This is a genomic window from Phyllobacterium sp. MT110 (assembly GCF_058792715.1).
Window position 1 is genome coordinate 31,082 of sequence record NZ_JBXAFE010000003.1, and the last position, 14,271, is coordinate 45,352.

A 14,271-nucleotide genomic window follows, 5' to 3' on the forward strand; every position below is an offset into this window, starting at 1 on the left:
AGGGACAGGAGGACTATCGGGTTCCGTCCGAACAGGACGGAAGGGATGCGCGCATTTCCATGATGTGACTCAGCATAACCTGCACGAAATGAGGATTGATGTTCATGACAATCACTCGAATTATCGTTCCGCGCCTCATCCTGTTGTTCTTCGTCGTCTTCGGCGTTGCCATCATTACCTTCGCCATTTCGCATCTGATACCCGGCGATCCCGCACGCCTGATCGCCGGAGACCGGGCGAGTGCGGAAACGCTGGAGAATGTGCGGCGCGACCTGGGGCTCGACCGGCCGGTCACCGATCAGTTCGTCATCTATGTGCGCAGCCTGCTGCACGGCGATCTTGGAACGTCGCTGCGAACGCGGCGGCCGGTGGCCGCCGACATCGCGACCTTCCTGCCGGCCACGCTGGAGCTTGGCATTCTCTCGCTCGTGCTGGCGGTCCTGATCGGCGTGCCGCTCGGGGTTTTCTCGGCGATCTACAAGGATGGCCCGATCGACCAGATTGCCCGCACAATCTCGGTGTGCGGTATTTCGATGCCGGTCTTCTGGTTCGGCATGGTGGTTATCCTCCTGTTCTATGCCAAATTGCAGATTCTGCCGGGAAGCGGCAGGCTTGCCATGGCCTTTGCCGTACCGCAGCGCGTCACCGGCTTCTTCCTGATCGATACCTTGCTTGAGGGCCGGTTTGACGCGTTTCTGAGTGCCGTGCGGCATCTCATTCTGCCGACCTTCGTGCTGGCCTTCGCCAATCTCGGCGTCATTACGCGGCAGATCCGGGCGTCGATGCTGGACGTGCTGCAGGAAGACTATATCCGCACCGCCCGGGCAAGCGGCCTGCGGCGCAGGGTTGTCATTTTCAATCATGCCTTGCGCAATGCGTTGATACCCTCGATCACGCTGCTCGGTCTCGCCTTGGGTGATCTGCTCTACGGGGCCGTGCTCACCGAAACCATCTTCGCCTGGCCGGGCATGGGTACCTACGTGGTGACGTCGATCCAGACCCTGGATTTCCCGGCCATCATGGGATTCACCGTGGTTGCCTCCATCGGCTACGTCCTCATCAATCTGGTGATCGACCTGGCTTACATGCTTGCTGATCCGCAAATCCGGGAGGTGGGATAATGGTTGCTATCAATCCCGAAGATCAAACCGCGGCAGGCCGCGTGTCGAAGCGCTCGCGACTGCATTTTCTCTGGTATCTGACGCGGCGCAGCCCGCTGACACTGGTCGGGCTGCTGATCATCACGCTGCTTGTCATCATGATCGTCGGCGCACCCTTCATCGCGCCGTATGACCCCAACAAGGTCATGCTGTCGGCGCGGCTGATGCCGCCGAGCGCAGCCCATTGGTTCGGCACGGATGAAGTCGGCAGGGACCTGTTCTCCCGGGTTGTCTACGGCTCGCGTGCGTCCTGCGGTGCGGCCTTCATGATCGTGCTCATTTCCATGAGTATCGGCGTGTTTCTGGGTTGCCTGTCGGGAATTGCCGGCGGAATTTTCGACAGCGCCATGATGCGCGTCATGGACGTCGTCCTGGCCTTGCCCGCACTGGTGCTTGCCATGGCCTTGGCGGCTGCCCTCGGCCCAAGCCTTTTCAATTCGATGCTGGCGGTGGCGATCGTGCGCATACCGGCCTATGTCAGGCTGGCGCGCGGCCAGACGCTCTCGCTGCGCGAGCGGGTTTTCGTCAAGGCATCCCGAACGTTCGGAGCCTCCAATCTCTACATCCTGCGCTGGCACATGCTGCCGAATGCACTTTCGCCGCTGATCGTGCAGGCAACGCTCGATCTCGGCGGCATTGTCCTTATCGCCGCGGCGCTCAGTTTCATTGGCCTTGGCGCACAGCCGCCAACGGCGGAATGGGGGGCGCTCGTCAGCAGCGGCCGGAGTTTCATCCTCGATCAGTGGTGGTACGGCACGTTTCCGGGGCTGGCAATTCTTGTGACGGCTATGGGCTGCAATCTTCTGGGTGACGGCATCCGCGACATGCTGGATCCGCGATTGGGGACGAGATAATGACGGCACACAGCGTACAGCGTCCGCACGCGTTGAGCATTGAAAACCTTTCGCTTGAATTTCCGACCTATGCCGGTGCCATCAAGGCGCTGGATGGCGTGACGATCAAAGTGGGAAATGCCGAAATCGTTGGTCTGGTGGGCGAGTCTGGCTGCGGCAAGTCCGTCAGCACAATGGCCGCAACACGCCTGTTACCGGAAGGCCGGTATAAGATCACGCAAGGGAGCATTCGTCTGTTCGGGCGCGATCCGATGGCGATGGACGAAGAGGAGCTTCAGCAGGTTCGCGGCAAACTGGTTTCGACCATTTTCCAGGAGCCCATGAATGCGCTCAACCCGACGATCCGGATCGGCCAGCAGCTGGTGAGCGTCATTCGGCGTCACGAAGCGCTCGGCAGAAAGGCGGCGGAAGCGGTGGCGGTCAATATTCTGGCCGATATGCTCATCCCCGAGCCCGCCCGCATCATGCAGGCCTATCCCTTTGAACTGTCGGGCGGCATGCGCCAGCGCGTGCTCATCGCCATGGCATTCTCGTGCAATCCGGGCCTGATCATCGCCGACGAACCGACAACGGCTCTGGACGTCACGGTCCAGGCGGCGATCCTGCGACTTATTCAGGGGCGGGCAAGGCGAACCGGAACATCGGTGGTGTTCATATCCCACAATATCGCCGTGGTATCGCAAATCTGCGACCGGCTTTACATCATGTATGCCGGGCGCATCGTGGAGTCAGGGCCGACCCGCGCGGTCCTCGACCGGCCGCGGCACCCCTATACCCGGGCGCTTCTGCGCTGCCTGCCCGAACGTGTCCGGCCAAAGGAGCCGCTTGAGTCCATTCCCGGCACGGTACCGAATCTTCTCGATCCGCCGCCGGGATGTTTTTACCGGCCGCGATGCCCGGAGGCCGATACGAGATGCATGGAGAAACCGCACGAAACTGCCTTGCCGGGCGGGCAGGCCGTCTCCTGCTGGCAACGGGCCGGCCATCCATCCCTGCCGTCGAGCGAGGTTCCGTCGTGAAAGCAGCACCTCTCCTCAGCGTTGAAAATCTCACCGTCCGGTTTCCCGGAGCAACAAACTGGTACGGGCGGGTGACCTCGCAGGTCCATGCCGTCAACAATGTGGATCTCTGCGTGCTGCCGGGCGAAAGCCTCGGCATCGTCGGGGAATCGGGCTGCGGCAAGAGCACGCTCGTTCAGGCGGTGATCGGCCTTGTAGGGCTGACGAGCGGCAGAGTGCTGGTGGACGGGCATGATTTTGCCGGTGCCAACGGCACGCTCAAGCGCGATCTCCGGCAGAAGATGCAGATCGTTTTTCAGGACCCGCAATCGTCGCTTGATCCGCGGTTGCCGGTCTGGCGCCTGATCACGGAACCGCTGCATATCAGGGGAGGCATGCCGACGGCTGCCTTGCGGGCGCGGGCGGAAGAACTTGCCATCTCCGTCGGGTTGAGAAGCGACCAGCTCGACCGCCTGCCGCACGAGTTTTCCGGGGGGCAGCGCCAGCGCATCGCCATTGCCCGGGCCCTGAGCACCGACCCCGAGCTTCTGATCCTCGACGAGCCGACATCGGCACTGGACGTGTCGGTGCAGGCGCAGATCATCAATCTGCTCTTGAAGCTGCAGCGCGAGCTTGGGCTTTCCTATCTGTTCATCTCGCATGACGTGTCGCTGGTCCGTCACTTCTGCGACCGGGTTGCTGTCATGTATCTTGGCCAGATCGTCGAAACGGGGACGGCGGAGGCGGTGTTTGACGATCCGGCACACCCCTATACCCGGACGTTGCTTGCCAGTGTTCCCAGTTTGAAAAACTCTCTTCTTGACGTGGATGCCAGTCTTACCGGGGAGCTTCCGAACAACCGCCGTCTGCCCGCCGGGTGCTACTATCGCGAACGGTGCCGGTCCGCCGTGCCGGGATGCGAATTGCCGCAAGCGCTTTTGACTGTGCGCAAGGTCGATATGGAAAAGGCGTCCCCTCATCAGGCGCGCTGCCACCTGCACATTCCGGCATAGCTTGGACACGCCGCAGGTCGCTTTGATCTGCGGCGTTTCCAGGCGCTCTACGCCATGGCGGTGGCAAAGGGGTTTTCCACCCTTGGCCAATAGCTGTTCTTCAATTTTGTATAGGGCAGGTCTTCAAAATGCGGCTGCAAGGCGCCCGGTGCGGCGATGTAAAGAATTTTGCTGGCGATCGGCTCAAATCCGGCACGGAAATGATTGCTTGATTTGACGATGACGATCTTCCGGGTGGAGGGATCAAGCCCGAGCGCTGTCATGCATTCCGGATGAAACGTCTGGGTGCGCAGGCTGTTGAGGATGATGTCGACCCCATCGCAACTGACCCAGGCGGCATCGCCGATGGACAGCGGTACAATGCCGAAACGCTGGGTGATGCCGGAGGCAAGACGCCGTACGGTCACCGTCAGGTCAAGCGGCTGGCCCGATGCCTCGCCAATCTTGCCGCCGATCCGCAAGGGAAGCACCGCGCCTTCCCCGGCTTCGTGGCAAAGCCGGACGGCGATGGGATCCCAATAGAGGCAGCTGGCAACGTCCTTGATGCCCCGTTCGATGACGCGCCTGAGCACGAATGTCGAATCTCCGGGGGCACCGCCACCCGCATTGTCCGATACGTCGGCAAGCACAACCGTGCCGTGCGACACCTCCAGTGCCTGATCGAGCGCTTCGTCAATGCTGCTGTGTTCCGGTTTGAGTTCCTTTCGCAGCGCGAATATTTCCTGGCCAAACGCCGTTGCCAGCGCCTGCGCCTTGCCGATGTCGCGATCCGCCACCACCAGCATCTTTGCGCCGACATCCGCAACATCGCCCCACGGGAAACCGTGGCAGAAGGAGACAGACAAGATGCCGTCGCGTCCCTCGAGCGCTTTCATCCGGTCAACCAGCCCGCGCAGCGGCTGCTGATGCACGCGGAACATGCCGATCATGCGGCAGTCGAAATCGGCCATCACCGGACGGCAGCCGTCCTCAAGCACCTTGACCAGCAGCTGGAAAAGATGTTCCGCGCGCTCTTCTATGTCCGTATGCGGATATTCCTTGTAGGCGACCAGCATGGTGGCGTTGTCGATCATGGTCTTTGTCAGATGGCAGTGGAGGTCCAATTCCGCACCCACCGGTATATCCGGGCCCACGATCTTGCGGACATGGGACAGAAGATCGCCTTCGACATCGTCATAACCCTCGGCAACGCAGGCGCCGTGCAGCGCCAGCAGTACGCCATCAACGGGCATTGCCGCTCGAAGGTCGGCCAGAATTTCCGCACGAAACGCTTCATAGGTCGTCCGGGTGGTGGTGCCGCCCGGCTCTGCCACCGCGCAGAGGCTTTCGACGACGCTCCAGCCGCGTGCGGCTGCCGCATTCGACCAGACATGCATCTGCGACGAGCAGCAGTTCAATGGCCTGGACGTGGCATCGCCGTGGGCAATGAGATTTTCGCGGAATGCCTCATAGCCCGTTGGTATGGGAGAAAAGGTATTTGTCTCCGTATCCAGGCCTGCAATGAACAGCTTCACGGTCATCCTCCGAAACTTTTGAAAATTAATTTTCCTATAGATAAATTATGTTTCTTGTCGGAAAGTCAATCTCGTATTAAGCCATATGATCTGGAGCTGGGAGGAAAACATGCGCCTTTACATTTCTGCCGATATTGAGGGGATCGTTGGTGTGGTCAGCCGCGATCATCTGACGCCTGAGGGATTCGAGTATGAACGTGCCCGCGATTGGATGACGGACACGGTTGTCGCCGCCTGCGAGGAGGCGCACGAAAACGGCGTCGAGGAAATCGTGCTGAGCGACTCGCACGGCAATGGCCAGAGCATCAAGATCGAGCGCTTGCCCGATTATGTTCAGATCGTCCGCAGCTGGCCGCGGCCGCTGATGATGATGCAGGGGATCGAGGTCGGAACATTCGCCGGAGCCATGCTGATCGGTTACCATGCGGGGGCCAGCCATATGGGCGGGGTGCTCTCCCATACCATCGGCGGAACGGCATTTCACGAAATCCGCATCAACGGCAAGGTTGTCCCCGAGGCCGGTATCAATGCCGCGACCGCCGGTGATTTCGGCGTTCCGGTCATCCTGGCGTCCGGAGACGATGTGGCGATGCAGGAGATCAGCGAACATCTCGGGGACATCGTGACCGTTCCCGTGAAATGGGCCTATGGCACCCGTTCGGCGCGCTCGCTCACCCCCAATGCAGCCCATGAAAAACTGCGTGCGGGCGTGAAGACGGCCCTGTCGCGGATTGGCTCGACGCAGCCGCTGGTGATTGAGAAACCCGTTCTGGAGATTACCTTCCGCAACCGGCTTCCCGCCGAATTCCTGTCCTATCTGAAGTTCGTCGAGCGAACCGACGGCTATACGATCCGCTATCAGGGAGACGATATGGTCGATGTGTCGAAGTTCATCATGTTCGTTCTCGGCTTCAATTCGCAGTTGACCTTCTAGCCACGCAGAGCCTGTCACCCGCGATGACAGAGCATTTTCGGGAGTATTGGAACTATGACAAGGGAAGTAGAATGGGCCCGCTTGACGGCCCCGGAACTGAAGGAGCGGGCAGGGCGTCCAAATGCGCTGGTGATCCTGCCTGTCGGTTCGCTTGAGCAGCATGGCCCCCATCTTCCGGTTATCACCGATACCGCCAGTGCCGTTGCCGTGTCGCTGCAGGCGGCCAGGCAGATTGCAGACGAGATGCCGGTGACGGTTCTGCCCGGCCTCTGGCTTGGCATGAGCGAACATCACTTTCCCTTCGGCGGCACGATCAGCCTCGACTATGCGGCCTATCGCGCCGTGCTGACGAGCATCGTCCGCTCGCTCAAGGTTCTCGGCTTCCAGAGGCTGCTCATCGTCAACGGCCATGGCGGCAACATCGATCCGCTGGCGGTTTCGGTGCGTGAGCTGGCGGTGGAATACGCCATGCCCATCGTTGCCACGACACCATGGATGCTCGCGCCGGAAAGGCTAGCCGCGGTGTTCGAGGTGGATGCCGGCCCGACCCATGCCTGTGAAGGCGAATCCTCGCTGATGCTGGCCATCGCCGGGGATATGGTGAAGACGGAGAAGTTCTCCGAAGCTGCGGAAAAGCATGACGGCGCCATATCGGTTCCATCCGGGATTTCCCGCTTTTATGCCTTCCCGGAACGAGCCCCGGTCACCGGCACCATGGGAGACCCGCGATCGGCATCGGCAGAAAAGGGCGAGCGCTTCCTCCAGATTCAGGCGGACGAGCTTGTGTCGCTGATCCGGTTGGAACAACTCTGGTCCAAGCCGCAGGCGGTCTGGGCCGCTTCGTAATCCGATTCGGTTTGCAAGGAAGACTGGCGGGGCGTTGTCCTGGCCCCGCCGATAAAAACAAAAGAGGAGAACATCTGATGAATTTCGGTATTGCCCGGCAATCCGCAGCTCTTGCCTGCACCGCTTTATCCCTCGCGCTTTTCCCGGTCCTGGCATCACCGGCCAGCGCCAAGACACTGGTTTACTGTTCAGAGGCTTCGCCCGAAGGGTTTGACCCGGCGCTTTATTCCGCCAACAGCACATGGGATGCTTCCTCGAAGCCGGTGTACAATCGTCTTGTGGAGTTTCAGAACGGAACGACGACGGTCATTCCCGGTCTTGCCGAGAGCTGGACGATTTCCGATGACAAGCTCACCTATACGTTCAAACTTCGAAACAACGTGAAATTCCATACGACAGAATATTTTACGCCCAGCCGCGATCTCAACGCTGACGACGTTATTTTCTCGCTGCAACGCCAGCTCGACAAGACCAGTCCCTGGCACAGCTATATCACGGGCGTCACCTGGGAAATGACAACCGCCATGGGCCTTCCCGATATGATCAAGGAAATCAGCAAGGTCGACGACAAGACCGTCAAGATCGTTCTGGCGGCCCCGAGCGCTTCGGTGCTTGCCAACCTTGCCATGGACTTTGCATCGATCCTTTCCAAGGAATATGCCGATCATCTGCAGGCGGATGGAAAGATGACGCAGCTCAACGAACTGCCGGTGGGGACCGGACCGTATCAGTTCGTCAATTACCAGCAGGATTCCGTGGTCCGTTTCACCGCCAATCCGGATTACTGGGGCGGCAGGCAGAAGATCGATGACCTGATTTTCTCCATTACCCTCGACCAGACGACGCGGATGCAGAAGCTGCGGGCAGGCGAGTGCCAGGTTGCCTCCTATCCGTCGCCCGCCGATGTCGCCGTGCTGAAAGCCGACAGCGAATTGAAGGTGCTGGAACAACCGGGCCTGAATGTCGCCTATCTCGCCTACAACACGCTTGTTCCGCCCTTCGACAAGCCGGAGGTGCGCCAGGCGTTGAACATGGCGATCAACAAGCAGGCCATCGTGGAAGCCGTGTTTCAGGGTATGGGGCAGGTCGCGAAGAACCCCTTGCCGCCGGCAGTCTGGGGCTACAACGATGCCGTCAAGGACGATCCCTACGATCCGGAAAAAGCGAAATCGATGCTTCAGGCTGCGGGCGTCAGCAATCTGGCGATGAAGATCTGGGCAATGCCGGTCAGCCGTCCCTACATGCCCAATGCCCGCCGGGCCGCCGAATTGATCCAGGCCGATTTCGCCAAGGTTGGCGTCTCGGTCGAGATCGTTTCCTATGAATGGGGCGAATATCTCAAGAAGGCGCGCGACAAGAACCGGGACGGAGCCGTCATCCTCGGCGGGACCAGCGACAATGGCGATCCGGATAACCTCTTGAGTTTCTTCTTCAGCTGTACGAGCGTCGGTGCCAGCAATTACTCCAACTGGTGTTTCCAGCCGCTCGATACGCTTCTGCAAAAGGCACGTCAGGTTTCGGATCAGGCCGAGCGAACCAAGCTTTATGAGGAAGCGCAGCTCATCATCAAGAAGGAGGCGCCGATCGCGGCCCTTGATCATTCGACCGTCGTCATGCCGATGTCGAAAAAAGTGTCCGGATATGTGCTGGATCCGCTGGGCTCGCATCGTTTCGACGGTGTCGATCTGGCGGAATAGCTGAAAGGATCAGCGCAGTGACGATTTAGGCAAAAACCGCTTCAGTTTCCGGACGGATATGGCTAGAGCATTCTCCGGCCATCGGAGGAAACTGGGGCGGTGAAATCACCACAAATCATTCAAACATCGGATATCACGGCCGTTCGAATCTACCGCTCCATGCTCGCAATGGTCGTGCTGGCGGGCATTGGCATCGCGTATTTTGCCATCATACCCGCCGCCCATGTCAGCCGGCTCCGATTGACGGCCAACTTTTTCAGCTATTTCACCATCCAGACCAATACGCTTGTTTTTCTCGGCCTGGTGTTTTCCTTGGCGGTACCACGGTCCCGGCCGGGGCAATGGGCGCAATGTCCTCCGGTCAGGTCGGCGCTGTTGTCATACGTGGTCATGACCAGCGTCATTTATGCCCTTGTCCTGCAGACCGCGTGGCGGCCAACCGGATGGCAGGCGCGCGGCGACCAGATTCTCCATTACGCCGTGCCGGTGCTTTACTTCATTGACTGGCTGTTCTGGGTCAGGCGCGGCGCGCTCTTGTGGCGCCATGCCTTGTGGTGGCTGCTTTTTCCGGCGGTTTATGCGGTCTACACCCTGATCCACGGCTATTTCTCCGGGTTCTATCCCTATCCCTTCATCGATGTCCCGGAGATCGGTCTCGACGAAACGGCGGTGAACATGGCCTGGATGACTGCCGGTTTTCTGGGGCTGGGAACACTGGTCGTCACTGTCGATCGCCTGACCCGCAGATATGGTGCCCGCAACGCGCGGGCACTCTAGAGCAAATTTTGCGCTAGGCGCGTTCTTCCCAGATCTTTGCGAGCTCGACCAGCGTCTTGACGGCTCTTTCCATGTCCTGGCGGCTGACCCATTCGAGCGGTGAGTGGAAGGCGTGGCCGCCGGCAAAAATATTGGCGCAGGGCAAGCCCATGAAGGACAGCCGTGAACCGTCGGTGCCGCCACGGATGCTGCCGCGCACCGGCACCATGCCGGCCCGGCGGACCGCTTCAACCGCGTTGTCGACGATCTCCGGGTGGCGGTCGAGGATGGACTTCATGTTGCGGTACTGCTGCCTGACGGTGAACGTGTAGGACGAACCGGGATAACCGGCCATGACTTCCTTCACCAGCGCTTCGAGCATGGCTTCCTTGGCGGCAAGGCCGTCATCGGTAAAATCACGGATGATGAAGCTGAGCGCCGCCTTTTCCATCGATCCGGTGACACCTGTCGGATGAATGAAGCCGTCTTTGCCCTCCGTTGTCTCGGGCGCAATATCCCGCGGCAGCCGGTCGATGATGGCGCCGGCGATCTTGATGGCGTTTTCCATCTTGTCCTTGGCGAAGCCGGGATGAATAGCAACGCCCGAGATGGTGATGTCGACCCCGTCGGCCGAGAAACTCTCGTCCTCGATATGGCCTGCGGTTTCGCCGTCGACGGTATAGGCGAACTGTGCGCCGAGCTTGGCTACGTCCACCTTGTCGACGCCACGCCCGATTTCCTCGTCCACGGTGAGCAGCAGCTTGATCGTGCCGTGGCGGATATCCGGGTTGTCGACGAGAAACTGTGCCGCCGTGATGATTTCCGCCAGCCCGGCCTTGTCATCGGCACCGAGAAGGGTGGTTCCGTCTGTCGTGATGATGTCATTGCCGATCTGGTCAAGCAGGACGGGATGGTCACTGACCCGGATGACCTGCTGCGGATCGCCGGGCAGCTGTATGTCGCCGCCGCCATAATTATACAGGATACGCGGCTTGACGTTCGTGCCGGTAAAATCGGGGGCCGTGTCCATGTGCGAGCAGAAACAGATGACCGGCACCGGCTTGTCGACATTGGACGGGATGGTTGCGTGGACATAGCCGTGCTCGTCCATGTGCGCATCGGACAGGCCGATGGCGAGCAATTCCCCAACCAGCACATGGCCGAGATTCTTCTGCTTTTCGGTGGACGGTTGCGCGGACGATTTGGGATCCGATTGGGTGTCGATGACGACGTAGCGAAGAAAACGATCGGTAACGGTATCGGTCATGGGCTCAGCTCCAACCTTTGCATGCCAGTGATGCACTGCTGTAGCCTTTGCCGCCGGCATCGTGAACAGATTTTTGCCTTGCTCCCCGCTTTTTCCCATTCGCCTCCGCCGCAAGCATGCCGCCGGTGTTCAATTGCAGGGTGACCGCCCTGCAATTGATACGATGCATCGCTCCGCCTAAGCGGCCTGCACTTTCCGGGAACCACGGGCCCAGGCGGGAAGCCAATCGCCGTGCGCAGCAAGAAGATCATCGACGAGCGACCATATCTGATCGAGATCCAATTCTGCGGCAGTATGCGGGTCCATCATCGCCGCATGGTAGATGTGATCCCGGTTTTCGGTCATCAGCGCCTGCACGGTCAGTTCCTGTACATTGATATTGGTGCGGATGAGGGCAGTGAGCTGCGGCGGCAGCGCGCCGATATGGGTTGGCTGAATGCCGGACGCATCGACAAGGCATGGCACTTCCGCCGCGCAATTGGCGGGCAGGGACGTGATGCAACCATTGTTGCGCACGTTGCCGTAAATGACCGATGGTTCGCCGGTCCATACGGAATTCATGATGGACGAGGCATATTCGCGGCTTTCGCTCACTTCGATCCTATCGGCCTTGGCATAGGTTTCCGCCTGTCCCTTCCAGCGCTCGATCTGCTCGATGCAGCGCTTGGGGTATTCATCCAGCGGAATGCCGAACTTTTCGATCAGATCGTCACGGCCTTCCTTGATGAAATAGGGCGTGTACTCGGCAAAATGCTCGGAGCTTTCAGTGACGAAATAGCCGAGCCGCGTCAGCATCTCGTAGCGGACCTTGTTCGGGCAGCGCGGATTCCAGTGGCTGGGCTTGGGCAACCGTCCTTCGCGATAGCCCCGGACAAGATCCGGATAGAGGTCGCGGTAACTGCCATCGGGCTGCTGGTGTTCGAACTGCAGGTAAAAGGCCATATGGTTGATGCCTGCAGCGCGATAGCGGATTTCTCCGATTGGGATGTCGAGGTCGCGCGCCAGTTCGCCCGCCGTTCCCTGCACGGAATGGCAGAGACCCACCTGACGGATCGTCGGGTATTTTTCAGCGATTGCCCAGGTGTTGATGGCCATGGGATTCACATACTGCAGCAGGATGGCCTGCGGGCAGACCGCCAGCATGTCCTCGCAGATTGCCCAGAGATGCGGCACGGTCCGCAGGCCGCGCATGATGCCGCCGACGCCAAGGGTGTCGGCAATGGTCTGGCGCAGGCCGTATTTCTTCGGAACCTCGAAATCCGTGACGGTGCAGGGCTCGTATCCGCCGATCTGGAACGCAACCACGACGAAGTCCGCCTTCTCGAGTGCACGCCGGCGGTCCGTATGCGTTTCGATGACGGCCTTGGCATCGAGTGTTTTTGCCAGCTTGCCGGCGACGATGGCGCTCTCGGCGAGGCGCTGCGGATTGATGTCCATCAGCGCGATTTTTGCGCCCGACAGGGCCGGGCGCTGCAGAATATCGCCGATGATGTTTTTCATGAAGACGGTCGATCCGGCTCCGATAAAGGTGACTTTGGGCTGTTTTGACATGGCAATCTCCGGGAGGATTATGCGGCTACCTCGAAGGCGGCTTTGACAAGCCGTTCAGTGTAGGCGGTCTTGGGATGAAAGAGAACGTCGTTGACGGGACCTTCCTCGACGACCTTGCCGTGCTGCATGACCATGACGCGATGGCAAAGAGCACGAACGACTTTCAGGTCGTGGGAAATGAAGAGGTAACTGAGGCCGCGCTCATCCTGCAGCTTGCGCAAGAGGTCGATGATCTGCGCCTGGACAGACAGGTCGAGTGCCGAGGTCGGTTCATCGAGAAGGATGAATTCCGGTTCGAGCGCAATGGCGCGTGCAATGGCGATGCGCTGGCGCTGGCCGCCGGAGAATTCGTGCGGGAAGCGGGACAGGATATTGTGCGGCATCCCGGCACTCGCCAGGGCGTTCTGGACACGGTCGAGACGGTCGGCCCGGTTGACGCCGATCCCGTTGATAACCAGTCCTTCCTCGATGATCTGCCCGATCGACATGCGCGGGTTGAGTGAGGAAAATGGGTCCTGGAATACGATCTGCATGCGTGAACGCAGCGGCCGCATTTCGGCCCGCGACTTGTCGTGGATCGGCTGCCGGTCGAAGTAAATCTCGCCGCTATCCGTATGCACCAGCCTGACGAGCGCCTGTCCGAAGGTGGTCTTGCCGGAGCCGGATTCACCGACGATACCGAGCGTCTCGTGTCTGTGGAGTTTCAGGCTGAGACTGTCGACAGCCACAAGCTCGTGCAATTGCGGCTTGAAGAAACCTCCACGCTTCAGCATGTAGGTCACCCGCACCGACTTGCCCTCCAGAATGGCTTCGCAGTCCGCCGGCATCGGATTGGCCTGTCCTCTGGGTTCGGACCCGAGGAGATGGCATGTATAGGGGTGGCGGGGGGCGGCAAAGAGCGCTGCGGTCGTGTTGTGCTCCTTCACCTCGCCATGCTGCATGACATAGACATAATCGGAAAACTGCCGGACGACGGTAAGGTCATGGGTGATGAGAATGACCGCCATTCCAAGCCGCTTCTGCAGATCGCGGATGAGGTTGAGGATCTGGGCCTGCACCGTCACGTCGAGTGCGGTGGTCGGCTCGTCGGCGATCAACACGTCGGGATTGTTGGCGAGCGCCATGGCAATCATCACGCGCTGGCGCTGACCGCCGGAGAGCTGGTGCGGATATTGGTTGAGCCGGGATTCCGGATCGGGAATTTGCACCTGTATCAACAGGTCCAGCGCGCGTTGCCGGGCGTCGCGCCGGCTGATGCGCTGATGCACGCGGATGGCTTCGACGATCTGGCTGCCGATCGTATAGATCGGGTTGAGCGAGCTCATGGGCTCCTGAAAGATCATGGACATGCGATTACCGCGCAGCGCACGCCGGGCCCGGCTTGAGAACTTGAGAATATCCTTGCCGTCATAGGCAATCTTCGATTCCCGGGAGACCACGGCGCGCTTTGTCAGGAGTCCCATGATGGTGCGGGCGGTCACCGATTTCCCCGACCCGGATTCGCCGACAATGGCAATCGTCTCGCCGCGATAGAGTTGGAAGGAGATATCCTTGACGGCCTCCACGACTCCGTCTTCCACCGTGAAGCGGACGGCGACATTGCGGGCATCGATGATCGGATTGTCCCGATGGGCTGAACTGTCCAGCCGCTGTTCGGGTGCCATGATGCTTGGTTCCTGCG

The 14,271-nt window shown here is 60.0% G+C and carries 13 protein-coding genes; 8 read left to right on the forward strand and 5 right to left on the reverse strand.

Annotated features, from left to right (window positions below):
• Positions 1-104: 104 nt before the first annotated feature.
• The 4 genes from AC1Q5O_RS15285 to AC1Q5O_RS15300 are packed head-to-tail and all read left to right on the forward strand — an operon-like array spanning position 105 to position 4,025.
• On the forward strand, positions 105-1,121 hold the full coding sequence (locus AC1Q5O_RS15285; protein WP_223615839.1) for an ABC transporter permease: 1,017 nt from the start codon (positions 105-107) through the stop codon (positions 1,119-1,121).
• A complete protein-coding gene (gene ddpC, locus AC1Q5O_RS15290) occupies positions 1,121-2,014 on the forward strand; it encodes a D,D-dipeptide ABC transporter permease (RefSeq protein ID WP_492564009.1) in 894 nt (297 codons plus the stop codon). Before AC1Q5O_RS15285 ends, ddpC begins: the two co-directional genes overlap by 1 nt.
• The gene (locus tag AC1Q5O_RS15295) at positions 2,014-3,033 is read left to right on the forward strand and encodes an ABC transporter ATP-binding protein (RefSeq protein WP_492564011.1); all 1,020 of its coding nucleotides are present in this window, start codon (positions 2,014-2,016) and stop codon (positions 3,031-3,033) included. The genes ddpC and AC1Q5O_RS15295 overlap by 1 nt, the downstream gene beginning before the upstream one ends.
• Entirely contained in the window at positions 3,030-4,025 is a 996-nt protein-coding gene (locus AC1Q5O_RS15300; protein ID WP_492564013.1) for an ABC transporter ATP-binding protein, read from the forward strand. The genes AC1Q5O_RS15295 and AC1Q5O_RS15300 overlap by 4 nt, the downstream gene beginning before the upstream one ends.
• A gap of 47 nt (positions 4,026-4,072) precedes the next feature.
• Here the strand turns inward: AC1Q5O_RS15300 and AC1Q5O_RS15305 are convergent, their stop codons facing one another.
• The gene (locus AC1Q5O_RS15305; protein ID WP_492564015.1) at positions 4,073-5,539 is read right to left on the reverse strand and encodes a M81 family metallopeptidase; all 1,467 of its coding nucleotides are present in this window, start codon (positions 5,537-5,539) and stop codon (positions 4,073-4,075) included.
• A 109-nt stretch (positions 5,540-5,648) separates the two neighbouring features.
• Here AC1Q5O_RS15305 and AC1Q5O_RS15310 point away from each other — a divergent pair, with 109 nt between their 5' ends.
• From AC1Q5O_RS15310 to AC1Q5O_RS15325, 4 genes are all read left to right on the forward strand, one after another.
• Positions 5,649-6,473 carry a M55 family metallopeptidase gene (locus AC1Q5O_RS15310; RefSeq protein ID WP_288194366.1) on the forward strand — a complete coding sequence of 275 codons (825 nt, stop codon included), beginning with the start codon at positions 5,649-5,651 and terminating at the stop codon, positions 6,471-6,473.
• Between the two features lie 54 nt (positions 6,474-6,527).
• Complete coding sequence (locus AC1Q5O_RS15315; protein WP_492564017.1) at positions 6,528-7,319, forward strand: creatininase family protein; 792 nt, start codon at positions 6,528-6,530, stop codon at positions 7,317-7,319.
• Positions 7,320-7,396: 77 nt separating this feature from the next.
• Positions 7,397-9,016, forward strand: coding sequence for an ABC transporter substrate-binding protein (locus AC1Q5O_RS15320; RefSeq protein ID WP_492564020.1), 1,620 nt, complete (start codon positions 7,397-7,399; stop codon positions 9,014-9,016).
• Between the two features lie 99 nt (positions 9,017-9,115).
• Positions 9,116-9,793: a Pr6Pr family membrane protein gene (locus AC1Q5O_RS15325; protein WP_492564022.1), complete on the forward strand. Its 678-nt coding sequence runs from the start codon at positions 9,116-9,118 to the stop codon at positions 9,791-9,793.
• Between the two features lie 13 nt (positions 9,794-9,806).
• Here AC1Q5O_RS15325 and pepT read toward each other — a convergent pair whose 3' ends face one another.
• From pepT to AC1Q5O_RS15345, 4 genes are read right to left on the reverse strand one after another with little or no spacing between them, the layout of a single operon-like run.
• Entirely contained in the window at positions 9,807-11,039 is a 1,233-nt protein-coding gene (gene pepT, locus AC1Q5O_RS15330) for a peptidase T (RefSeq protein WP_492564024.1), read from the reverse strand.
• Between the two features lie 4 nt (positions 11,040-11,043).
• Positions 11,044-11,208 carry a hypothetical protein gene (locus AC1Q5O_RS15335; protein WP_426137272.1) on the reverse strand — a complete coding sequence of 55 codons (165 nt, stop codon included), beginning with the start codon at positions 11,206-11,208 and terminating at the stop codon, positions 11,044-11,046.
• Positions 11,209-11,216: 8 nt separating this feature from the next.
• The gene (locus AC1Q5O_RS15340; protein WP_492564027.1) at positions 11,217-12,590 is read right to left on the reverse strand and encodes an alpha-glucosidase/alpha-galactosidase; all 1,374 of its coding nucleotides are present in this window, start codon (positions 12,588-12,590) and stop codon (positions 11,217-11,219) included.
• A gap of 17 nt (positions 12,591-12,607) precedes the next feature.
• Positions 12,608-14,254, reverse strand: a complete 1,647-nt coding sequence (locus AC1Q5O_RS15345; RefSeq protein ID WP_492564028.1) for an ABC transporter ATP-binding protein — start codon at positions 14,252-14,254, stop codon at positions 12,608-12,610.
• Positions 14,255-14,271: the final 17 nt, after the last annotated feature.